Raw genomic sequence first — 21,827 nt, forward strand, 5'->3', positions numbered from 1 at the left:
CCTGCAGGGTTGATTGCTCGCGCCTTTGTCTTTCACGAGTAGAGATGATCCATGAGCACCATCAAGTCAGCAGCCGCGCTGCTTCTTGCCGGCACGATATCGTTGTTCGGTGCGCCCGCTCCTGCTGCGCCGCTATCATCCCTCTCCGGATTAGCGAAACCGACCGAGAATACGGTACAGGTTCGCTGGGGTGGTGGCTGGCACGGCGGCTGGGGTGGCGGCTGGCGCGGTGGTGGTTTCGGCTGGCATGGAAGAGGCTGGGGCGTAGGCGCAGGACTCCTTGCAGGCGGTCTGATCGCCGGCGCTCTTGCTGCCCCTTATCCCTATTATGGGGGTGGCTATGGGGGTGGCTACTACGATCCCTATTATTCCTACGGCTACGCATATCCAGACCCCGGGTATGGGGACCCGGTTTATGGAGGGGGATACGGGTATCCGCCCGCTTATGCCCCACCGCCTCGCTTCTATGCCCCCTACTGATAGGCCCGCTTCGGACCTGTCACACACCTGTGGCATGAGCTTTGCTAATTCAAATCCAACTGGGATTTCAGTGCCCGGTTTTGAGACAAGAGCGCTGCCGGGGGGACTGGCATTTCGAGCCCGGCAGCGCTTTTCCTAGCGCGTGAGCGCGGGTTTCGCTCTCTCCCTTCGCACTTTCCTCATCCTGACAGCTTGTGAGGTTTTCTCGTCATTCCGGGGCGCGACGAAGTCGCGAGCTATCCATCGGGCCGCAGAGAGGGCCGCGCAATGGATTCCGGGCTCGCGCTAACGCGCGCCCCGAAATGACCGCTTGTGATGCAGTAGGGTTAAATGTCCCGGTTGGGCGATTGGATTGCCTGGATTGGCATCGTGAGGGTCCTAAATCGCAGGAAGGCGAACTGAAAAGACCGCCACCCCGGGGCTGCCTCACCTGATGGCCTTCGCGGCCTCCACAAGCCGGGTGCTAGCCGAAGCGGTCGCGAGCAGCGTACCATCGTCCGCCGTCTGCCTTCCTTCGACGAAGGCGATGCTCTTGCCGAGTTGGGTCACCCTGGCCTCGACAACGATCGGCCCAGGTTTTGCCGGCGCCAGGAAATTCACGGTCAAGCTGATGGTCGGGCCATACAGCTTTCCGTCGGTCTTGACGAAGACGACGGCCCCCATGGCGCCATCGAGCATGGCGGACAAAATGCCGCCCTGCACATTGCCCGCTGCATTGCAGAAGTCCGGCTTGCCGTCGAAGCCCATCCGGATCCAGCCTTCCTCCGGTCGGGCGTCGATGAGACGCCAGCCAAGCTGGCTCGCCCATGGCGGTGTAGGGATACGATCGAGCGCGGTTGCAGTCATGCGACCCTCCCATCTACCTTTGGGTGGGTCTCCAGTCGGCCGGGTCTGGTTCACATCTCGCGCACGCCGGCACTGTCGAAAGCTATAGGGCTTCCGCCAGCGAAGCGACGCATGCCCGTCGGCTGAGGCGATGATTACAATGCCCGCCGGTTCACGCCGGGCTCGCTACGTCCTGAGAGCGTCGACCGCGTGCGCGACGAGAATGCTAATGCTGAGCACGATCAGGCAAACTATTGCGGCTTGAAATAACATCGGAGTGGTTTCTGCGGAGCCCAAGGTGAGCTCCTTATAAGCTGTCACATTTTGCCAGCATTTGGCCGAGCTGGCGGCGCCTTGGTGTTCACGGCGTTACAAGTTTGCAAGGTCCAGAACGCCAGCCGGTCATGCTGACCTGGTTCTTCCGGTTCAGCGCCCGCATGATGCCAACGCGCGCAAGCATCGTTGGCCGGCCTTTCTCGGCCACCGGGATAAGCCCTCCATTGTCGCCTGCCAGTTCTGGCCGGCCGTGCTGGCCTTCGGCAGTGTTGCGATGTACTCGCCCGCGTCGCCGGCAATGCCTCACCTTTGGCGCCTTGGCTGCAAACATCCCTAATTCGGTCTCCCCGTCTTCCTGTTGCCGCCACAAACAGAACTCACGAATGCGTGACCGCATATGGGGAAAAAGATGCGCGCACAGAGAAGAACATGGAAAGTCATGGGGGCCCAGCGTCGTGAGCCAGATATCGAGCAACTCCAGCTGGATCTGGCGGCGCTCAATCGGTGCATAGAGGTCCTGGAAAAAGCCGATGCCAATCCTCACGACGTCGAGGTTCTGACATCACATGCGCTGACCATCGCCGAACAGATCGATGAGGTGCGCTGGTCGAACCCTGCCCAGGCGTTGGGCTGGTTGTTCGAGAAAGCAATCCCGCAAGGTCGTTGAATCACGGCACTGACTGATGCGGACGAAAATCGGCCGCTGAGCGTCAGCTGTCGTGGAGCCGGCAGTTCACCCGATCTCCGTAGTCGATCGGCAGTATCCAAAAGGACTGCCCCGGAGTCGTTTGCGCGAACGGCATCTCCAGCGCGACAATCTCGTACCTCGGTTCTGTCGCCACATTGATGGGGAAAACCGCCGCTAAGTCAGCCGCGCTGCATTTTCCGAATCAACGAAAGCGCTGTCCATTTCAGCGTTGTCGTTCTGTCGGATGCATATGCAGTTCAACCCCATCATCAGTTCCGTGAAGGATCTCGAAGTATGGAGCGCGACCGGCCGCGGCTATTCGTTCGTGATCAGCTTCGAGCGCCGGACCGGCCCCGGCCTGCACGGGCAGCCCGGGTTTGTGGCCTCGTGGCGCCCGCTTTATCTGAATAGACCCGCCATCAAGGTGGGCGGTTCGCCCTTCAAAACTTTCGCTGACGCCGAGAAAGCCTGCGAATCCTTCCTGATGCATCTAACGGGATGACGGGCCCAGCCAGCCGAGCGTGCGCTGCGAAACGAGGGTCTAGCGCATTTCATTCAGCGGGTGCATTCTGGAGTGGCTGGAACCGTGAGAGGGCGTCGTTATGCGTCACCCATCCAAACCGCTACTTCACCAAGGAATCGTTTACAGGGCCGGCACGATCGGTCTCGGGTTGCTTCCCATAGCGATGGCGTTCGCTGCCGTCCTCATACCGTGATCGGCGCGTCTGCCCGGCGAGCGCGACGCAACCTTATCCACCGCGACAGGCAGCGTCCGTCTTATCGGTACTCCTTGCGCATGACGACGCTATGGATCTTGGCGGCTTGATTGCCCATCGGGCAAGCATGATCGGCATCGTCTGGGCGCGAGTCGCTTCAAATTCGATTGGCTATGAGACGTGCTGGGGGCTGGGTTCCGACAGAATGCGGTTGGACAGCCAAGCGGCGATCGATTTGGGGACCTCTGGCACTTCGTGCAACGAATGAACCAGGCCGCTGTTCTTCAGGCCAATCCCGACGGTCTTGACGTCAACATCGTCAATGTCCGGGACGGAGTCGAAGAGGATGTCGCAACGCATTGCGCCGGCCCCAAGCTCGTTGCCGAACACCATTCGCGCCAGCGGCGGCAAGAACAGTCCGATCAAGACGCCCACCAGAAGTATCGGCATCGATAAGTCGACGAACTGCTTTGCGTAGTTGACAGAGAACAGTTCAAGCGCGTTGATCGTCAATATATAAGCAATGAAACCCACAAACCCGAACAAGATTGTCGACGACCACCCATATACTATTCGAGTCACGCGATTGATGATCGCGCCCGCAGCGAGCGTCAACGCCGCCTCGTCATCGACACCTCGCAGCACCAACAACCTTCCACTAAGGACTTTGGCGTCGCTGACGGTCGCACCAGCGAGCCGCTCGGGTCGCTGCTGCCAATCGGCAGAGTACAGAAGAGTCTTCCAGAACGAGGGATATTCCGCATCTGCGGCTGGAGTGTTGGCGAACGCACGAGTCAGCAGCCAATAAAGCGCCTCGGTTCCTGTCGTGAAGAGCATCAAGCAGAGCAGAAGCGCGAGCATCACATCATCGACGAGCGAAAATGGAAATAGAAAGTAGAGTGCGGCGATCACCAGAGTCGCCGCAACAAGACGAAGGAGAATTGGCGAATGTGGCAGGAGCCGATCAACCGCGACGATTGAGAGGAATGGCGTCGCCAGCGTGCACAGGTAAATCCCGGAGCAGTCGCAAACTTCTGAAATGGCTTTCAGAGCGACATTGCCTCCGTGACTATGCGCGACAATCAACGTTCGTCCCTCGCCAGATCCGAGTGCGGCCAGTCTGACGGCAAGGCGTGCTGCGGCCTTTTCCCGCTCGAACACGGAATTCGATCCGCTCCAGGCGAAGGCATCTACGGTCAGTTGAACGCCCGGAAGCTGGGACAGAACTGCGCTCTTTAGTTCCGTCACGAAGCTGGCCTCGGCTTCGCACCAGCCGGCGATAGGTTTCCTGCAGCACCGCCAGAAACCGCGTCCCCACGTGCCGTGGACCAGCACGACGTTCAGTCGAGTGACGTCCACCATGGGGCCTCCGATTTCCTCGAATGCTGCCCTTGATCGTGGGGATGCGATCGGACGCGCAATGTACCATTCCAAGTAGCGAAGTTCTACCTCAGGCTGCGTCGCGTGCGCCTTTTATCTTTTCCCGATGTGTCCGTACTTCCTGCATATGAGGTGCCCTCTGCAGATTGAGTCACCCTCCGGAAAGATACGGCTGTGGCGCGCACACCACTATGCGCCCGAGAACGCAGCGACATACCGACCTTACAATTGCCGGGGATTCAGCGAATCACTTAGACCGCAATTGGGGCTGGGAAGCGGAGAGTAGAATGAGAGTCGCTTCCTTGGAAAGTGTACTGGCGGCAGCCAGTTTGATCTTGGGTATCGTCATCGTGTTGTGGGGAATCAAGATCTTCTACGGCGTGTAAGGTGTAAACAGACAGGACGCAGGCGTCGAACAAGAGACTTTCGAAAGGTCCACGACAGGCATCCCTTCCGCGGCGGCGGAAGCCCTGCTGTTTTTGATGGGCCGACGCGTTGCGAAGGATCGCTGCGTCACAAGGATCTCATCCCGCTTCGACCGCGTCTTGACCCGTTCAGGAGGGTCACGCCGACGCTGTGCCTTCACCCAGTGAGCTCACACCGCAACTCACCCATGAATCCGTGGCTCTTACCGATTGTGCACGGTAATTCAATACAGGCGCAGCTAGGCAAAGCGAACGGCGCCTCCCGGAACGACCGTCATTGCCGGGCGTCGCCCTACTTTGCATGGGGTTGTTTTCGCAAAAATGCGCCAGGCGCGGGCGAGCGGCTTGTCCGGTCCGGTGGATCCAGGGGTTCACTTTCGCTGGCCAACTGATTGCGAGGATGTCGAGAGTCGTTCGAGGGCCGCCTGCTGTGCCCGTTCGCCGAGATGAATGCACAGAAAGAGCACGAAGCCCGCCACCGCCACGATAGCGAACCAGGCGAGGCTCATGCGCGCCCGCTTCGAGCGGAGGGGGTGAATTGAAGATCGCCGCATCGTCGGCGTCCGTCGTCGCGATCAGAAACGGCCTCGGCTGGTACGGGGGCATCACACCGAGGCCGCCATTCCCACGTGCCGACAGTCGGCGGTCGTCGGCACAGCAAGGCAAGTCGGTCAGGAGCCAACGGTTCCAAGACACCAGGGCCTGGTCGCGGAACGCCCTACTCCGCGTCGTTCTGACGCCGCTCGCGCGCGAGCTGATGCCAAGCCAGCGCAAGCTGGATCAGCCGCTGCCGGTCGGCGCCTTCGGAGGCCGCCGCGCGCTTCATCGCCGCCGCGGCTTCACTCTCTGGGTCATACTCCGCGCTCATGACGGCGATCATGACTCGCAAAAGTGGACGAGGGCATGACTAATACGCCCCGTATGAATGCGGGGGATGTCATCGCAGGGCTTCCGCGAAATAATCGGAAAAACCGTATTCAGCGCGAGACTTTCCTGGAGGCGGCTAAACTTCTTTCGCGGTTGCCGCGGCGGGCTCGTCGAGGCTTCTCAAGCCGCTTTCGATCACCTCGATGTCGTCGTCGATCTGCGCGATCGACTTGCGACAATCGAATCCCTCGATGGATTTGAGATCGACGGCAAGGCGCCGCCTGTGCATCCGCAGATCCTCCAGCGACTGGCGATCCCTGATGCGCGTAAAACCTTCAACGATCAGCTCGATGGCCTTGGACATACCCCCAGCTCACGACGCACCCGGCCCGGGCATCCGGACCGGCACACCATTTAAGCCTGTGGACGCGTCTGGGTTCCGTCATTGACCTAGGTCAACGCGGGCAACGACGCCTTGCGGCCTTCGCCTTCGCTCCGAATTGGCATTCGCTTTGCTCAGCCATGCCCAATCAGCCAGACCCACCCTGGGTCTGTTTCACAATGAGGCAAGCTCATGCAGCCGATGTCCCGCTTCGAAGCGACCGCCGCCACGCAACTCCATGCCTTGATCGCCGACCTGCGGTGGAGGGTTCAACTCCTCGATGCCGACATTCAGGAAGAGGAGCGCAAGGCCGGCGTGTCCGATCCCACGAACCATGCCTATCCGATGCTGGCCCTGACACTACGGGGGCGCCGCGACAACCTGCAGGCGACTGTTGCGACCCTGCAGAGGCAGCTCGAGGCCATTGTCCCCTCGGCCGACTGGAGCCGGGCCGCCTGAAGCCGGCGGTCTGTTGACGACCGTTCACCGGCCGCGGCCTCAAATGTGAATTTAATCACAGAGGCTCCGCGATTCCTCGGTTACAAGGCAGGCCACGCGGCCGCGCGACGTTGCGGCTGCAGGTCCCGCCAACGACGCTTCAACCACCCCGCCATGACGCACGATGCCGAAGCAGCAGCCACGAACTCCGCGGACGCACAAGCGCCGCGTTCGAGCCGCGATCTGCTCGGCATAGCCTATCTCGCGACCACCGGCGTCGTCATGCTCGCCTGGATCGGCGGCCTGATCTGGGCCGGAGTAGCCGTGGTGAGTTGGCTGATCTTCTAGAACAGATGTGGCGCCAGTTGCGCGGCCTTGATACTGCCGCACACGATCATTCCCCAAAGCGCAACGCTGATCTGGATAGCGTCCAGCATGTCCCGTTTCCCCGCGAATCTAATTCAAACGTTTTTTCTTTGATCAAAACCGCGAACTGGCCGGGAGCGCCAGAGAAATTTTCAGGCAGTTGTTGTGCATCGCCGAAGAATGCATAGTGCTCGTCGAGCGACGGTTTCCGCGCGCCCGAGAATGATTGAGACGCTGGCAGCTGCGCAGATTGCCTAACGCGCCGCCACGCGCCGCCAGTTGGCCTCTATCCGCGCCTTGATCGCGCGGATACGCGCTTCATGCACCGCCCAGTATGCACGGCTGGCCGCCGCCGTACCGTGTTTGTATGTCGCATAGACGTCGGTCGGCTTGACAGGCGATGGCCGTGCTTGCGGTTTCGCGCTCACCACCGCCGGCGCAGGCTCGGGATCCGGCGCTACGGCCGTCGTCGCGCCTGGTGTCGCGAACGGCGAGTTCATCGCGATGAGGCGGTTGCGCGCGCGATTGCAGTAGATGACGGAGCGCGCCGTCATGGTCTCTTCGCCATGCCCGGCGCGGTATTTCATCAGCGCGCGGCAGAGGTCGCCCTGCGCCAGCCGCCAAGCCCTGGCGAGATAGGTCACGCCGTAGTGGATATTGATCTCGGGCCTGGCGAGCTCGGCCGTGGTGCCTTTGAAGCCGAGCATGGCCGCCGTCTCGGGTCTGACCTGCATCAGCCCGATCTCGCCGACGCGGCCAATCACCGTAGAATCGTAGCGGCTTTCGACGAAGACGACAGCTTCCGCGATATCGGGTGGCAATTTCGTCTTCGCGGCTTCCTTCTCGATCAGCGCGCGAACGGATGCCCGTGCGGTAAACGGCTCGGCATCCACGGCTGATGGAGCCTCGACACTGTCCGACGTGACCGAGCCCTCGGCCGCCGCCGCATCATCCGCCGCTCCGGCGCGCGTTGGGCCGGCCGCGAGCACCGCCAGGCAGAGCGCCGCGGCGTACAGGAGCCATGTCTGGCGCGTGCAAGACCTCATCGGCGCTTCATAGCTGAGGCCAGTTAACAACGCTTCTCGGCAAGCCCGCGATCACGTCGCGATCCGAAGCAGCGTGTCAAATGAAAGAGGCGGGCCTTGGGCCCGCCTCGGTCAGATCGTGGATCACGCCGCTGATCAGTAGCAAGCGCGCTGATCGGCAAGCACGTACTGTCCGCTCGGATAGCGGTAGTAGCAATTGCCCTGAGACCAATAATAGCCCGGTTGCGACGCAGCCGTTGCGCCGGCGATCGCACCGGTCGCGCCGCCGAGCACGGCGCCAGCGGCAGCTCCCGTTGCGTTGCCGGAGATCAGCCCGCCGAGCACACCACCGACGATGGCTCCGCCAAGTGCGCTCGCGCCCGGGTCTGCCGGAGCAGGCGGCGGAGGCGGCGGCGGCGCATAGGCCGGGGGTGGCGGCGCATAGGCCACGGGCACATCATCGATGTACTCTTCGGAGATGTAGGCGGGCGGCCCGTCCATGCGCTGCGGATAATAATACCAGACCCCGCCAACGTCCCACCACCAGCCATAGCGGCCATTGTGGTTCTCATGCCGCCAGCGGCCGCCATCCCAGGCGAGATTGCCGCGATAGGCGTGCCCGCCCCAGTCGCGCTGCGGCACGGGTCCGCGGGCAACGTAGCGCCCCTGTGGCGGTCCGCCGGCCGGGCCCTGGTGCGCCCCCTGCGGCGGGGCGACTCGTGTGGCCTGCTGCGGCGGCGCGACTCGCGTGGGAGCGTTCGCGTGTGGCGGCGCGCCCGCACCCGGCCGCTGGCCGCCTCTTTCTGGGTTCGAGTCCTGCGCCTGCGCTGAAAGCGCTATCAGCGACACGGCCGAAACCAAGGGAATGATAATCTTCATCCGGCTGGATGCACGCATTGGTGCCTACCCCTTACCTCTATCTCTCATCAGTCGTCGCCGTGGTCCGGACGCCCGAACATCTCGGGTCCCGGTTGATGCGGGCGAACAAAGCTGATCCCGTTGTTCAACGATGTCCCGTTACAAACGGTTAAGATCACGGCAATTTTTCGTCCGCCGCGTTAGCGCGCCGGCTCGATCACGTTGCAATTGGTGCGCCCCGACATCACGCAGTCCTGCATCTTGCTGGCGGCGGTGAGATCGCGCGCCAGCCAAAGGCCGACGCCGAGGATGACGACGGCAATAATCAGCCCGGCGATAGCCCCCCGACGATTATCGCCGGGTGGCCTTGGTTGCGGCTTTGATTGCGAGTTTGGCTGGGTATCAGGCATAGCAAGGTGAAGCCGTGGATTGCTGCCCTTACCATCTCTGCGGCGCCGCGTCACACCCCGCTTAGGGCTTGGGTGCGCGGAGTGCCACCTTGTTCGATGCAGAGGCGGCCTGCTGCACCCGCGGCGCGCAGGTCGTGAGTACAAACGCCGTCTGGCTGCACTGCCATTCGGCGCCGAGCAAGCCACTCTCGACCGGTTTGGGCTGGGCCAGGTAAACGACGATGCCGGCGAGCACCAATGTCGCAAATGTGATCGCGAGCTTTCGCAAGGACAGCCGGAAAATAGTCATCGCCATAGCTCCGTTCGTCTCGGTGCGGACACTAGGCGCCGCCCCCGTGCTCCCTTGTTAGGGGGATCACAATTCGGCAGTTTTTCCGGACTACGAAAGATCGGCGATTCCAGCGATTTTTCGCGACCTGATAGGCTGCGATTATGGGTGGCTTCGCGACGCGCATCGATGTACACGCTTGTTCGTCGCGCGGCGCGCGTTTGTTCGCGACCGCCGAACCCACAGGCGTTGATGTAGGATTGAAAGCGAGGAAGACAAGGCTCGTTCGATGAGTGGATTCAGGGAACCCGGCTTCGCAGACCGGCAAAAGGCGGCACAGGACGCCCGCAAAAATCTTTTAAACAAATTCAAATCGCAGCCAGGGCACGACGACCCCGCGGTCGCGGCACGGCGTGCCGAGCGCGAGGCGATTGCCGCCAAGCGTGCCGACGCAAAAGCTGCGCGGGAGGCCGAGAAGGCTGAGGCGAAGCGGCTTGAAGAAGAGGCCGCGGCTACGGAAGCCGCACGAATTGCCCGCGAAGCCGAGGAGGCCGCCTCAAGGCAGGCCGAGCTCGAAGCTGAGCAGAAGGCCAAGCGCGACGCGCGCTACGCGGCCCGCAAGGCCAAGGGCAAGCGGAAGTAACTGTCACACCGGAGCGATGCGACGGGACCGCGCTAGGCACGAGCCCAACCGTATCGAATCCACAACGCGTCACTGCGCATTCCGGGGCGCGCGTCGTCGCTTGCCCCGGAATGACGATGACGGCGTGATCAGTTCTTCTTCATCATGCCGTCGTCTTTCTTCATGCCGTCCTTGGACATCGTGTCCTTCTTCATGCCGCCATCCTTCGACATGGAATCCTTCTTCATGCCATCCTTGGACATCGTGTCCTTTTTCATGGCGTCGTCCTTGCCCATCTTGTCCTGAGCGAAGGCGGCCGGCGCGAGCGCCAGGCTGAGCGAGAGAGCGGCAGCGGAGACGCCGAGCGCGATGCGGGTGCGAATGGTCATGGTTGATCTTCCCTTCGAGGGTGGTGGTTGCCAGCGACGGATGCCGCTACTCCTGCTCGACGGGGCGGCGCGCAGATTTGTTACGCGGCCGGCCGAATTTTTTCCGAGCCCTTGCCCCGTTTCCGTGTTCAGCCCGACACAATTTTGCCCGCGTGAGACATGCTAGTGCGCGGAACCTGAGGAACGAGTGTGCAGCGCAGCATCAGCGTCACCGCGACTTGCCGCCGCATTCGCTCTCGAACTATCAGATTAGAGAATAATCGGGAGAAGAACCGGCTAGGATGTGCCTAAGCGCCGGCCTCAAGACCCAATCATCAAGAACCGTTCAAAGGGATCATCATTCCATGTTCACGCGACGCCACCTTCTCGCGACGGCTATTGCCGCGCCCGCCATTCTTCGCTTCGGCATCGGGACCGCGCAGGCCGCGACCACGCTGAAAATCTCGCACCAGTTTCCTGGCGGCACGATCGACAAGGGCGACTTCCGCGACCGTCTCTGCCGGATGTTTGCCGCCGAGGTCGCAAAGCGCAGCAAGGGCGACATCTCCGCCGAGATCTATCCTAACTCCTCACTGATCAAGACCAACGCGCAGTTCTCCGCGATGCGCAAGGGTGCACTCGACATCTCGCTCTATCCGATGCCCTATGCCGGCGGCGAACTGCCGGAGACCAATATCGGCCTGATGCCGGGCCTGGTCACGACCTACGACCAGGGCATGCGCTGGAAGAAGGAGCCGGTCGGCAAGGCGCTCTCCGACTTCCTCGCCGACAAGGGCATCATCCTCTTGAGCTGGATCTGGCAGGCCGGTGGCGTCGCCAGCCGCTCCAAGGCGATCGTTTCGCCGGAGGACGCCAAGGGCATGAAGGTGCGTGGCGGCTCGCGCGAGATGGACATGGTGCTGCAAACGGCGGGCGCGTCCGTCCTCTCGGTACCCTCGAATGAAATCTATGCAGCGATGCAAACCGGCGCGTGCGATGCCGGCATCACCTCCTCCACCAGCCTGATCTCGTTCCGCCTCGAAGAAGTCGCCAAATCGCTCACCTCGGGCGCCGGCGCCTCATACTGGTTCATGCTCGAACCCTTGATGATGTCGAAAGCGATCTTCGACAAGCTGCCGAAGAACCATCAGGACATCCTGGTTGCGGTCGGTGCGGAGCTCGAAGCCTTCGGCCGCAAAGGCGCGCAGGACGACGACATCGAGGTCGCCAAGGTCTATCAAAAGGCCGGCGCCAAGGTCAGCGCGCTTGATGCCGCGACCGTCGGCAAGTGGCGCGAAATCGCCCGCGATACGGCCTGGAAGGACTACGGCGCGAAGACTGCGACCGCGGCGAGCCTGCTCAAGCTCGCCTCCGAAGTCTCGGCATGATGCACGGTCCGCTTCCGGATCGTGACGGCCCCGCCGATGCCGCCGCACGCCACGGGCTTGCGGCGGCGCTGGATCGCGGTCTCGCCGTTCTCAATGGCACCATCGTGGTGCTGGCTGCGATCGCGCTGGTCGCCGCCTGCGCGATCCTGAGCTACAGCGTGCTGAGCCGCGCCCTCTTCAAGGCCGCCAATTACTGGCAGGACGAGGCGGCCGTGTTTCTGCTGGTCGGCGCCACCTTCATGACGGCGGCCTATGTACAGCAAAATCGCGGCCACATCGGCATCGAGGCCTTTGTCGGGCTGCTGTCGCCGTTCGCGAACAAGATCCGACTCTGGCTGGTCGACGCCGTTACCTTGCTGTTCTGCGCCTTTTTCACCTGGAAGTCCTGGACACTCGCGCATGAGGCCTATGTCGACGGCCAGGTCTCGAATTCGATGTGGTCGCCGCCGCTCGCCATTCCCTACAGCCTGATGGCGCTCGGCATGAGCCTGCTTTGCGTGCAGATCATCGTGCAGCTCGCCCTTCCCTTCACCGGAGCCAAGCGCCGATGAGCGTTTTCGGTATCGGCCTGTCCTACGGGCTGGCGACGCTGTTCGTGATGTTTTCCGGTATGCCGATCGCGTTCGCGCTCGGCGCGGTCGCGGTCGTGTTCATGGGCATCTACATGCCCGCCGCCTCGCTCGATACCGTCACGCAGAACGTCTATGAGGAAATGGCCTCGATCACGCTGCTGTCGATCCCGCTCTTCATCCTGAAGGGTGCGGCGATCGGCAAGTCGCGCGCCGGCCAGGATCTCTACTCGGCCTTGCATGCCTGGCTGCATCGCGTGCCCGGCGGCCTCGGCGTTGCCAACGTTTTCGCCTGCGCGCTGTTCGCCGCAATGGCCGGTTCCTCGCCCGCGACCTGCTCGGCGATCGGCTCGGCCGGCATTCCCGAGATGCGCAAGCGCGGCTATTCCGGCGGCTTTGCCGCCGGAATCATCGCCGCCGGCGGCACGCTCGGCATTCTGTTGCCGCCCTCAATCACCATGATCCTGTTTGCGGTCGCCGCCGAAAAATCGCTGGGGCGGCTCTTCCTTGCCGGCATCGGCCCCGGGCTTTTGCTGGTCAGCCTGTTCGGCGCCTATGCGGTGATCCGCTTCCGCCAGGAATATGCTGCGGCTGAAGCCGCCTACAAGAGGGGCGGCCCCGAGACCGCGATCCTGACCCGCGACGAGTTCACATTGGCCGAACGTTTCAGCGTGCTGCCGCGCGTCATTCCGTTCGTGCTGCTGCTCACGGGCGTCATGATCGCGCTTTATGGCGGCTATGCCACGCCGTCGGAGACTGCGGGACTGGGCGGCCTGCTCGCGCTCGCGCTGATCGCGATGATTTACGGCGTCTGGCGGCCGACCGATCTCGGGCCGATCATGAAGTCAACGATCCGGGAATCGACCATGCTGATGATGATCATCGGCATGTCGCTGCTCTATTCCTACGTGATGAGCTATCTGCACATCTCGCAGTCGGCCGCCGAATCCATTGTCGCGATGCATTTGCCGCGCTGGGGCCTGCTGTTCGCGATTCTCGTCATGGTAATCGTGCTCGGTTTCTTCCTGCCGCCGGTCTCGATCATCCTGATGACCGCGCCGATCATCCTGCCGCCCTTACGTGCCGCCAATTTCGACATCATCTGGTTCGGCGTCGTCATGACCATCGTGATGGAGATGGGGCTGATCCACCCACCGGTCGGCCTCAACATCTTCGTCATCAGAAATGTCGCGCCTGATATTCCCTTGAGCGAGGTGATCTGGGGCACGTTGCCCTTCGTGCTGTTGATGATGGGCGCCGTGCTCCTGCTCTGCTTCGTGCCGGAGATCTCGACTTGGCTGCCGGATCTCGTGATGGGACCGGACGGCAGCAGGTGACGCTGCCGCAGGGTGGTTAGCCGAAGGCGTAACTTCTTCTGTCGCCACCAGGAAGGAAAGTGGTGGGCTACGCTTCGCTAATCCGCCCTACGAATTCAGACGTCGCTTCTTCGCATTCAGCGCCGAGGCCACGCGGCTCACGGGCGGCCTGCCCAGCAAGCCACTAATCTCGTTCGTCGCCGCGAGCAGCTTCTCCATATCGACGCCGGTCCTGATCCCCATCCCCTCGAGCATATAGACGATGTCCTCGGTCGCAACATTGCCGGTGGCGCCGGGCGCATACGGACATCCGCCGAGCCCGCCGGCGGCGGAATCGATGACGCGGACGCCCTCCTCCATTCCCGCATAGAGATTGGCGAGCGCCTGGCCGTAAGTGTCGTGGAAATGCATCGCGAGGTGGGAAGCCGGGATGTTCGCGGCGACCGCGCGCAGCATGTCCTGCGCCCTCCTCGGCGTACCAACGCCGATCGTATCGCCCAGCGAAATCTCGTAGCAGCCGAGATCCCACAGCGTCTCAGCGAGATCGGCGACGGCTTTCGGCTTGACCTCACCGTCGAAGGGGCACCCCAACACGCAGGAGATATAGCCGCGCACCTTCACGCCGTCGGTCTTGGCGCGGGCAAGGACCGGCTTAAAACGCTCGATGGACTCCGCGACCGTGCAATTGATGTTGGCCCGAGAGAATCCTTCCGAGGCCGCCGCGAACACAGACACGACCTTCGCGCCTGCCGCACGCGCGGCGTCATAGCCCTTCTCGTTCGGCACCAGCACGTGGAATTCGGCATCCTTCACGTGGCTCACGCCGTGCAGCACGGCGTCCGAGCCCGCCATCTGCGCGATGGCCTTGGGCGAGACGAAGGCGCCGACCTCGACGGTATGAAGGCCAGCCGCGACCAGCGCCTCGACAAAGGCAATGCGCGCCTCGACGCTGACCGGCGTCTTCTCGTTCTGGAGGCCGTCGCGCGGCCCCATTTCGATGATGCGGACCTGATCGCTCATGATCTCACTCGCCGATAGGTTCGACCTCTGCAAGCTCGACGCCTTCCTGGACGATGTCGCCGACCTTGCACTTGATCGCCTTCAGAACGCCCGCAAAGGGCGCGCGCAGCGTCTGCTCCATCTTCATCACTTCGAGCGTCAGGATCGGCGCGCCCTTCTCCAGTTTGGCCCCCTCCTCCGCAAGCACCGCCACGACCGTGCCGGGCAAGGGCGCTGCAATCTTGTCCTCGCCGACATGCTCTTCGCTCTCGCCGCCGAACGGATCCACCCAGTGCAGATCGAACCGCCCGTTTCGCGTACGCAGATAGAGCTTATGGCCGTCGATAACCGCGGTAACGGCGGTCTTGACGCCGTCGAGCGTCAAATCGAATCCACCCTCCTTAGGCGACGTCGCGAAAGCCAGCTCCCGTTCACCGATGACAAGTGTCGAGGGGCCGCTGCCGTAATTCAGCGAAATCTCCTGCTCCGGTCCATGGCCGACGCGGAAGGCGAAGCCGCGCTGACGCCGTCCGACCGGCTGCCAGCCAAAGGTCCGCCAGGGGGATTCGGTCTCGCCCTGAGCTGCCCTACGCTCCTCATTGACGATAGCCGCAACGGCCGCACACAGCTCAAGCTCGCCGGGCGCAGCGCCTGCCGCTGTCAGCCCGGCCAGCTCCCGCTCGATGAAGCCGGTATCGATCGCGTTCGATCGCACCTTGGGATGCGTCATCAGCGCCGAGAGGAACGGAATGTTGGTGACGATGCCGCGGACGTCGGAATTCTCGAGCCCGCGATTCAATCGCTCGATCGCCGCATCCCGCGTCGGCGCCCACGCGATCATCTTGGCGAGCATTGCGTCATAATAGGGCGAGACGGTATCGCCTTTCCGATAGCCGGCGTCGATGCGCAGGCCGCCGATCTCCTCAGGCAAGCTCCAGGTCGAGATCCTGCCGACCGACGGCATGAAGTTCCTGGTCGGATTCTCCGCGTAGACGCGCGCCTCGATGGCGTGCCCCTTGAGGCGGACCTCATCCTGCTTCAGCGGCAGCGCCTCACCGAAGGCGACACGCAATTGCCACTCGACCAGATCGATCCCGGTGATCAGCTCGGTCACCGGATGCTCGACCTGGAGGCGGGTGTTCATCTCGATGAAGAACACGTCTTTGCCGTCCGAGACGAACTCGATCGTGCCGGCACCGACATAGTTCACCGCACCGGCCGCCTTGCGCGCGGCAGCACAGACAGTCTCGCGCTGCGCGGCATTGAGCGTCGGCGACGGCGCCTCCTCGATCACCTTCTGGTGCCGCCGCTGGAGAGTGCATTCGCGCTCGAATAGCGACAACAGATTGCCGTGGCTGTCGCCGATCACCTGCACCTCGATATGGCGGGGATTGTCGACATATTTCTCGATCAGCATGGTGTCGTCGCCGAACGCGGCTTTTGCTTCACGCTTGGCACTGACGATCGCAGGTCCGAGTTCGGCAGCCGAGCGCACGATGCGCATGCCCCGGCCGCCGCCGCCCGCGGAGGCCTTCACCAGCACGGGAAAGCCAATCTTGTCGGCGGCCTTCGCAAGCGTCGCCTCGTCCTGCGCCTCACCGTGATAGCCCGGCACCAGCGGCACACCGGCCTTCTCCATCAGTGCCTTGGAGCCCGACTTCGAGCCCATCGCAGTCATCATCCCGGCGGTCGGGCCGACGAAGACCAATCCGGCGTCCAAGCAGGCCCGCGCAAACTCGGCATTCTCCGACAGGAAGCCATAGCCGGGATGCACGGCCTCGGCGCCGCTCTTCCGCGCGGCCTCGATCAGCCGCTCGACATTCAGATAGCTGTCGCGTGCACGCGCGGGCCCGAGCAACACAGCCTCGTCGGCGAGTGCCACATGCATCGCGTCGCGGTCGGCCTCGGAATAGACGGCGACTGTGCGCAGGCCCATGGCACGCGCGGTGCGGATGATGCGGCAGGCGATCTCGCCGCGATTGGCGATCAGGAGCGTGCGAAAGCGCCGGTAGAGGTTTGAGCGGTCCATCATCAGTTCCTGCGTCACATCCTGAACAGGCCGAATTTCGTGGGTTCGATCGGCGCGTTCGACGCCGCTGACAGTCCAAGCCCGAGGACGAGCCGCGTATCGGCCGGATCGATCACGCCGTCGTCCCACAGCCGCGCCGTCGCATAATACGGATGCCCCTGGCTTTCATATTGCGCACGAATGGGGCTTCGGAAACTCTCTTCCTCTTCCTTGGACCAGCTCTCGCCCTTGGCCTCGATGTTGTCGCGCCTGACCTGGCTCAGTACCATCGAGGCCTGCTCGCCGCCCATCACGGAGATGCGCGCATTCGGCCACATCCAGAGGAAACGCGGGCTGTAGGCGCGCCCGCACATGCCGTAATTGCCGGCACCGTAGGAGCCGCCGATCACGATCGTGAACTTCGGTACCGAGGCGGTCGCCACGGCCGTCACGAGCTTCGCGCCGTCGCGCGCGATGCCGCCTGCTTCGTATTTCCTGCCGACCATGAAGCCGGTGATGTTCTGCAGGAACACCAGGGGGATACCGCGCTGGCAGCACAGCTCGATGAAATGTGCGCCCTTGAGCGAGCTCTCGCTGAACAGGATGCCGTTGTTGGCAATGATGCCGACCGGATAGCCCCAGATATGGGCGAAGCCGCAGACCAGCGTCGTGCCGTAGAGCTTCTTGAATTCGTCGAATTCCGAGCCGTCGACGATGCGCGCGATGATGTCACGGACGTCGAAAGGCTTGCGGCCGTCGACCGGCACGACGCCGTAAATCTCTTCCGCCGCAAACAGCGGATCGCGCGGCGGATGCATGTTGAGATTCGGACGGCTCGCGGGTTTCAACGTACCCACGATACGCCGCGCGATGCCGATCGCATGCGCGTCGTTCTGGGCGTAGTGATCGGTGACACCGGACTGCCGCGAATGCACGTCGGCGCCGCCAAGTTCTTCGGCACTCACGACCTCGCCGGTGGCAGCCTTCACCAGCGGCGGGCCCCCCAGGAAGATGGTGCCCTGGTTGCGCACGATGATGCTCTCGTCCGACATCGCCGGCACATAGGCGCCACCGGCGGTGCAGGATCCCATCACGATAGCGATCTGCGGGATGCCCTGCGAGGACATCTGCGCCTGATTGTAGAAGATGCGGCCAAAGTGCCGCTCGTCCGGAAAGATGTCGTCCTGCATGGGCAGGAAGGCGCCGCCGGAATCGACCATGTAGACGCAAGGAAGATTGTTCTGCCGCGCGACGTCCTGCGCGCGCAGGTGCTTCTTCACCGTCATCGGATAGTAGGTGCCGCCCTTGATGGTGGCATCATTGGCGACGATGACGCACTCGCGTCCCGAGATCCGCCCGACCCCCGTGACGACGCTGGCCGAATGCACATCGCCGCCGTACAGGCCATAAGCGGCAAGCGGCGACAGCTCCAGAAACGCTGTGCCAGGATCGACCAGAAGATCGACACGCTCGCGCGCCAGCATCTTACCGCGCGCGGTGTGCCGCTTGCGCGAGGCCTCGCCGCCGCCGCCGGCGACCTGGGCGAGCTTTTCCCGCAAGTCAGCAACGAGCACGCGCATCGCCTCCGAATTGCCTGCGAAATCCGATGATGAAGGATCGATGGTGGAATGGAGCGGCATGTGTCCAGCGCTTCTATTTGACGTGGTGAGATGCCGCAGCAGGGTGGACCATTTTCGCGGCGATTCCAAATGCGTTCAGGCCGTCTCCGCCATCAGCTCGCGGCCGATCAGCATGCGGCGCACCTCCGAAGTGCCGGCGCCGATCTCGTAGAGTTTTGCATCGCGCCAAAGACGCCCGGTTGGAAATTCGCTGGTATAGCCGACGCCTCCGAGCGCCTGGATCGCCTCGCCCGCCATCCACGTCGCCTTCTCGGCGGAGTAAAGGATCGCAGCGGCAGCGTCCTTGCGCAGCGAGCGCGCGTGACCGCCGCGGTCGCAGGCGCGGCCGACGGCGTAGACGTAGGCGCGCGTAGCCTGCCAGGTCGAATACATGTCGGCAAGTTTGCCCTGCATGAGCTGGAAGTCCCCGATCGGCTGACCGAATTGCTTTCGCTCGTGCATGTAGGGCACCACGGCGTCCATGCAGGCCGCCATGATCCCGAGCGGACCGCCGGACAGCACCGCGCGCTCATAGTCGAGGCCGGACATCAACACCTTGACGCCCTCGCCGACGCCGCCCAGCACATTCTCTTCCGGCACCTCGCATTCGTCGAAGAACAAGGGATAGGTGTTGGAGCCGCGCATGCCGAGCTTGTCGAGATGCTGGCCGTGCGTAAAACCCTTGAAGCCTTTCTCGATCAGGAAGGCGGTGATACCGCGCGGACCAGCTTCCGGATCCGTCTTGGCATAGACCACCAGCACATCGGCGTCGCCGCCATTGGTGATCCACATTTTCGAACCGTTGAGCACGTAACGGTCGCCGCGCTTGTCAGCGCGCAACTTCATGGAGACGACGTCGGAACCGGCGCCCGGCTCAGACATTGCGAGCGCGCCGACATAGTCGCCGGAAATCAGTTTTGGGAGATAGCGCTGGCGCTGCGCGTCATTGCCATTGCGACGGATCTGGTTGACGCAGAGATTGGAATGCGCCCCGTACGACAGGCCGACGGCGGCCGAGCCGCGCGAAATCTCCTCCATGGCGACGATGTGGGCGACATAGCCCATATTGGAGCCGCCATATTCCTCCGGCGCGGTCATCCCAAGCAGGCCGAGATCGCCGAAGCGCTTCCAGAGGTCGGGAGGAAACAGATTCGCCTTCTCGACCTCGGCGGCACGCGGCGCGACCTCAGCCTCCACGAAGGCGCGCACCGTATCGCGCAGCATGGTGATGTCTTCGCCCAGGTCGAAATCGATGCTCGGGATGTTCATGGGCTGCTCCTCCGTCTTGTCTTGCCCGCAAACCTACCCTCGATCGGGCATTCGGGCCGTCGAAAAGGTTGCATTTTCCGCCATAGTTGGCGAGGATTCGGCATGCCGTTTCAAGCCTCCGCAGCAGTTCCTCGCCGCGCCGTGACACCGGCCGCCTTCGTGCGCGGGGTGGTTGCCGCCTATGCCAGATATGGCCGCGATGCGGCCGAGGCGCTAGCCAGGAGCCAGGTGCCTGCGGACCTCCTCAGGTCAGTGGATGGACGGGTCACGGCGACCCAATTCGAGGCGCTTGCGGGCCATGCCATGCGCGAGCTCGACGATGAGGCGCTCGGCTGGTTCTCGCGCCGGTTGCCTTGGGGCACCTACGGCATGCTGTGCCGGGCCTCGATCACGGCCCCCAATCTCGAGGTCGCGCTGAAGCGCTGGTGCCGGCATCATCGCATCCTCACCGAAGACGTGCTGTTCGAACTTGGCGTCGACCGCGACACGGCCGTGATCTCTATTCGCGAGCAGCGCGACCTCGGGCCGTTGCGCGAATTCTGCCTGGTGACGCTGCTGCGCTACGTGCTCGGCTTCTCCTGCTGGGTCGTGGATTCCGCGATCGCGCTCCGCGCGGCGGAATTTCCCCATGCCGAGCCGCGCCACGTCTCGGTCTATCCAACGATTTTCTGCAAGAATGTTAGCTTCGACGCGGAGCGCGCCAGCATCACCTTCGACAAGCGCTATCTGGCGCTGCCGCTAAAGCGCAGCCCATCCGATCTCGATCATATGCTGAAGGGTGCGCTGCGCCTGACCGTGCTGCCCTACCGACGCGACCGCCTGATGGTGGAGCGGATCAGGCGCGTGCTACGCAGCGCGCGCGGTCGCATCCTGACCGCCGACGACGTCGCAAGTGAGCTCGCGCTGTCGACCCGCACGATGCATCGTCGCCTGCGCGACGAGGCAACCTCGCTGCGTGCGTTGAAGGAAGAGGCAAAGCTCGAACTCGCCAGGGAAGCCCTGATGCGCGGCCGCGCGCCGATCAAGCGGATCGCCGAGATCGCCGGTTTTCGCAACGAGAAGAGTTTTTCACGCGCCTTCCGCAACTGGACCGGCGCCTCGCCGCGCGAGTTTCGCACCAGGTATCGTTAAGCTTGCACCGGTGATCCAACCGCTGTGCAGGGAAAATTTGCTGGCGAGCTCCTGCATATCTGACTAAACGGCGGGCGCAGTCGCTGCGGCGATCTCGTGCACCGGCAACGGCACGTCCTTGGCAACTCCCAGCACGGGAAAGCTGCGGACGGTCTTCACGTTCGGCATGGCGGCAAAATGCAGGAGCTGTTGCCGCATGCTTTCGACGCTCGGGGCCACGCATTTCAGGAGATAGTCGGTATCGCCGGAGATCCGCCAGCACTGCTGGATGCGCGGGATGGCGGCAACGGAGATCTCGAAGGCCTCCAGAACCGGTTGAGCCTGGCTGCCGAGCTGGATGGCGACGAATGAGACCACCTCGTAGCCGAGGAGCCGCTCGTCCAGAATGGCGCGGACTGCTTTGATCACGCCGCGGCTGATGAGGGATTTGAGCCGCCGCAGGCAGTTCGGCGCGGAGATACCGACACGATGTGCCAGCTCATTGTTGCGGACGCGGCCGTCTTCCTGCAGCTCCGACAATATCCTCAGGTCGACGCCGTCGAGCTGGTAACGCCCCGCCATACCCACCTCGTCATGATCCCGTCACGCCTCGCCCAGCGAAGCACGCGCCAAAATCCCTGCCAAGGGCTCCAGGGGCCAGCGGGCGCCCAGTGCGTCCAGATCAGTGCGTCCACGGCTCGCCGCGGCGGAAGGAGAAATTGTCGGCATAGGCGACCGGGCGGCGGATCGACTCCTTGGGCTCGATCACCTGGTAGGCGATGCCCTTGCGCTCGCAATAGGCGATCGCCTCCTCCTTGGTCTCGAAGCGTAGCGTGATCTGCTGCTTCATGTCCGCCGACGAGGTCCAGCCCATCAGTGGCTCGACCGCGCGCGGCTGCTCCGGCTCGTAATCGAGCTGCCATTCCCGGGTCTTCCCCTTGCCCGATTGCATCGCGTTCTTGGCGGGCTTGAAAATGCGTGCGGTCATTGGACGGCCGGACCCCTTTTTACGTCTATTCGGTCTAACTCTATGCGTCACCGAAGCTATTGGTGGAAACCACCGGGATAGTATAGAGAACACCGTATCGAGAATTTGAACGGTGATTCCACAATCCTGGAGGTAGCGTTGCCAACGGGTATAGTCATTATGCTGCG

At 62.9% G+C, this 21,827-nt stretch carries 26 protein-coding genes; 10 read left to right on the forward strand and 16 right to left on the reverse strand.

The window, feature by feature from the left end; translation table 11 throughout:
• Window positions 1-51 precede the first annotated feature (51 nt).
• Window positions 52-480 carry a hypothetical protein gene (locus Q3C01_RS24815; protein WP_458147919.1) on the forward strand — a complete coding sequence of 143 codons (429 nt, stop codon included), beginning with the start codon at window positions 52-54 and terminating at the stop codon, window positions 478-480.
• A gap of 426 nt (window positions 481-906) precedes the next feature.
• Here the strand turns inward: Q3C01_RS24815 and Q3C01_RS24820 are convergent, their stop codons facing one another.
• Window positions 907-1,326, reverse strand: coding sequence for a PaaI family thioesterase (locus tag Q3C01_RS24820; protein ID WP_458147920.1), 420 nt, complete (start codon window positions 1,324-1,326; stop codon window positions 907-909).
• 664 nt (window positions 1,327-1,990) lie between these two features.
• Between Q3C01_RS24820 and Q3C01_RS24825 the strand changes: the two genes are divergently transcribed.
• The gene (locus Q3C01_RS24825) at window positions 1,991-2,248 is read left to right on the forward strand and encodes a hypothetical protein (protein ID WP_458147921.1); all 258 of its coding nucleotides are present in this window, start codon (window positions 1,991-1,993) and stop codon (window positions 2,246-2,248) included.
• Window positions 2,249-2,519: 271 nt separating this feature from the next.
• On the forward strand, window positions 2,520-2,771 hold the full coding sequence (locus tag Q3C01_RS24830; protein WP_458147922.1) for a hypothetical protein: 252 nt from the start codon (window positions 2,520-2,522) through the stop codon (window positions 2,769-2,771).
• Between the two features lie 385 nt (window positions 2,772-3,156).
• Here Q3C01_RS24830 and Q3C01_RS24835 read toward each other — a convergent pair whose 3' ends face one another.
• From Q3C01_RS24835 to Q3C01_RS24850, 4 genes are all read right to left on the reverse strand, one after another.
• Window positions 3,157-4,347, reverse strand: a complete 1,191-nt coding sequence (locus Q3C01_RS24835; RefSeq protein ID WP_458147923.1) for an alpha/beta fold hydrolase — start codon at window positions 4,345-4,347, stop codon at window positions 3,157-3,159.
• A gap of 814 nt (window positions 4,348-5,161) precedes the next feature.
• Complete coding sequence (locus Q3C01_RS24840) at window positions 5,162-5,299, reverse strand: hypothetical protein (protein WP_458147924.1); 138 nt, start codon at window positions 5,297-5,299, stop codon at window positions 5,162-5,164.
• Between the two features lie 209 nt (window positions 5,300-5,508).
• The gene (locus tag Q3C01_RS24845; RefSeq protein WP_449381787.1) at window positions 5,509-5,658 is read right to left on the reverse strand and encodes a hypothetical protein; all 150 of its coding nucleotides are present in this window, start codon (window positions 5,656-5,658) and stop codon (window positions 5,509-5,511) included.
• A 135-nt stretch (window positions 5,659-5,793) separates the two neighbouring features.
• Window positions 5,794-6,021 carry a hypothetical protein gene (locus tag Q3C01_RS24850; protein WP_458147925.1) on the reverse strand — a complete coding sequence of 76 codons (228 nt, stop codon included), beginning with the start codon at window positions 6,019-6,021 and terminating at the stop codon, window positions 5,794-5,796.
• Between the two features lie 210 nt (window positions 6,022-6,231).
• On the opposite strand from Q3C01_RS24850, the gene Q3C01_RS24855 reads away from it, so the two are divergent.
• A complete protein-coding gene (locus Q3C01_RS24855) occupies window positions 6,232-6,498 on the forward strand; it encodes a hypothetical protein (protein WP_458147926.1) in 267 nt (88 codons plus the stop codon).
• Between the two features lie 153 nt (window positions 6,499-6,651).
• Window positions 6,652-6,825, forward strand: coding sequence for a hypothetical protein (locus Q3C01_RS24860; RefSeq protein WP_458147927.1), 174 nt, complete (start codon window positions 6,652-6,654; stop codon window positions 6,823-6,825).
• A 272-nt stretch (window positions 6,826-7,097) separates the two neighbouring features.
• Here Q3C01_RS24860 and Q3C01_RS24865 read toward each other — a convergent pair whose 3' ends face one another.
• From Q3C01_RS24865 to Q3C01_RS24880, 4 genes are all read right to left on the reverse strand, one after another.
• Complete coding sequence (locus Q3C01_RS24865) at window positions 7,098-7,889, reverse strand: transglycosylase SLT domain-containing protein (protein ID WP_458147928.1); 792 nt, start codon at window positions 7,887-7,889, stop codon at window positions 7,098-7,100.
• Window positions 7,890-8,024: 135 nt separating this feature from the next.
• Window positions 8,025-8,765: a hypothetical protein gene (locus Q3C01_RS24870; RefSeq protein ID WP_458147929.1), complete on the reverse strand. Its 741-nt coding sequence runs from the start codon at window positions 8,763-8,765 to the stop codon at window positions 8,025-8,027.
• Window positions 8,766-8,926: 161 nt separating this feature from the next.
• Window positions 8,927-9,136 carry a DUF2273 domain-containing protein gene (locus tag Q3C01_RS24875; protein ID WP_458147930.1) on the reverse strand — a complete coding sequence of 70 codons (210 nt, stop codon included), beginning with the start codon at window positions 9,134-9,136 and terminating at the stop codon, window positions 8,927-8,929.
• Between the two features lie 61 nt (window positions 9,137-9,197).
• Window positions 9,198-9,425 carry a hypothetical protein gene (locus tag Q3C01_RS24880; protein WP_458147931.1) on the reverse strand — a complete coding sequence of 76 codons (228 nt, stop codon included), beginning with the start codon at window positions 9,423-9,425 and terminating at the stop codon, window positions 9,198-9,200.
• 268 nt (window positions 9,426-9,693) lie between these two features.
• Between Q3C01_RS24880 and Q3C01_RS24885 the strand changes: the two genes are divergently transcribed.
• Window positions 9,694-10,047 (forward strand): DUF6481 family protein, encoded by a 354-nt coding sequence (locus Q3C01_RS24885; protein WP_458147932.1) that lies wholly within the window; start codon window positions 9,694-9,696, stop codon window positions 10,045-10,047.
• A gap of 128 nt (window positions 10,048-10,175) precedes the next feature.
• Here the strand turns inward: Q3C01_RS24885 and Q3C01_RS24890 are convergent, their stop codons facing one another.
• The gene (locus Q3C01_RS24890; RefSeq protein WP_458147933.1) at window positions 10,176-10,415 is read right to left on the reverse strand and encodes a pentapeptide MXKDX repeat protein; all 240 of its coding nucleotides are present in this window, start codon (window positions 10,413-10,415) and stop codon (window positions 10,176-10,178) included.
• A gap of 344 nt (window positions 10,416-10,759) precedes the next feature.
• Here Q3C01_RS24890 and Q3C01_RS24895 point away from each other — a divergent pair, with 344 nt between their 5' ends.
• Genes Q3C01_RS24895 through Q3C01_RS24905 form a run of 3 tightly spaced genes read left to right on the forward strand, consistent with a single transcriptional unit; the run spans window position 10,760 to window position 13,688 of the window.
• Entirely contained in the window at window positions 10,760-11,782 is a 1,023-nt protein-coding gene (locus tag Q3C01_RS24895; protein ID WP_458147934.1) for a TRAP transporter substrate-binding protein, read from the forward strand.
• Window positions 11,779-12,333, forward strand: coding sequence for a TRAP transporter small permease (locus tag Q3C01_RS24900; protein ID WP_458147935.1), 555 nt, complete (start codon window positions 11,779-11,781; stop codon window positions 12,331-12,333). Before Q3C01_RS24895 ends, Q3C01_RS24900 begins: the two co-directional genes overlap by 4 nt.
• Window positions 12,330-13,688 (forward strand): TRAP transporter large permease, encoded by a 1,359-nt coding sequence (locus Q3C01_RS24905; RefSeq protein ID WP_458147936.1) that lies wholly within the window; start codon window positions 12,330-12,332, stop codon window positions 13,686-13,688. The genes Q3C01_RS24900 and Q3C01_RS24905 overlap by 4 nt, the downstream gene beginning before the upstream one ends.
• An 87-nt stretch (window positions 13,689-13,775) precedes the next feature.
• Here Q3C01_RS24905 and Q3C01_RS24910 read toward each other — a convergent pair whose 3' ends face one another.
• The 4 genes from Q3C01_RS24910 to Q3C01_RS24925 all read right to left on the reverse strand — a co-directional run bounded on the left by Q3C01_RS24910 (window position 13,776) and on the right by Q3C01_RS24925 (window position 19,562).
• Window positions 13,776-14,687 (reverse strand): hydroxymethylglutaryl-CoA lyase, encoded by a 912-nt coding sequence (locus tag Q3C01_RS24910; RefSeq protein ID WP_458147937.1) that lies wholly within the window; start codon window positions 14,685-14,687, stop codon window positions 13,776-13,778.
• Between the two features lie 4 nt (window positions 14,688-14,691).
• On the reverse strand, window positions 14,692-16,695 hold the full coding sequence (locus tag Q3C01_RS24915; protein WP_458147966.1) for an acetyl/propionyl/methylcrotonyl-CoA carboxylase subunit alpha: 2,004 nt from the start codon (window positions 16,693-16,695) through the stop codon (window positions 14,692-14,694).
• Window positions 16,696-16,709: 14 nt separating this feature from the next.
• Window positions 16,710-18,314, reverse strand: a complete 1,605-nt coding sequence (locus Q3C01_RS24920) for a carboxyl transferase domain-containing protein (protein WP_458147938.1) — start codon at window positions 18,312-18,314, stop codon at window positions 16,710-16,712.
• A gap of 75 nt (window positions 18,315-18,389) precedes the next feature.
• Complete coding sequence (locus Q3C01_RS24925; RefSeq protein WP_458147939.1) at window positions 18,390-19,562, reverse strand: isovaleryl-CoA dehydrogenase; 1,173 nt, start codon at window positions 19,560-19,562, stop codon at window positions 18,390-18,392.
• 102 nt (window positions 19,563-19,664) lie between these two features.
• Here Q3C01_RS24925 and Q3C01_RS24930 point away from each other — a divergent pair, with 102 nt between their 5' ends.
• Window positions 19,665-20,693 carry an AraC family transcriptional regulator gene (locus tag Q3C01_RS24930; protein ID WP_458147940.1) on the forward strand — a complete coding sequence of 343 codons (1,029 nt, stop codon included), beginning with the start codon at window positions 19,665-19,667 and terminating at the stop codon, window positions 20,691-20,693.
• 63 nt (window positions 20,694-20,756) lie between these two features.
• Here Q3C01_RS24930 and Q3C01_RS24935 read toward each other — a convergent pair whose 3' ends face one another.
• Both Q3C01_RS24935 and Q3C01_RS24940 read right to left on the reverse strand, forming a co-directional pair.
• Entirely contained in the window at window positions 20,757-21,254 is a 498-nt protein-coding gene (locus Q3C01_RS24935; protein WP_458147941.1) for an Lrp/AsnC family transcriptional regulator, read from the reverse strand.
• 100 nt (window positions 21,255-21,354) lie between these two features.
• On the reverse strand, window positions 21,355-21,660 hold the full coding sequence (locus tag Q3C01_RS24940) for an ETC complex I subunit (protein WP_027527719.1): 306 nt from the start codon (window positions 21,658-21,660) through the stop codon (window positions 21,355-21,357).
• Window positions 21,661-21,827: the final 167 nt, after the last annotated feature.

Source organism: Bradyrhizobium sp. UFLA05-109, assembly GCF_054185165.1.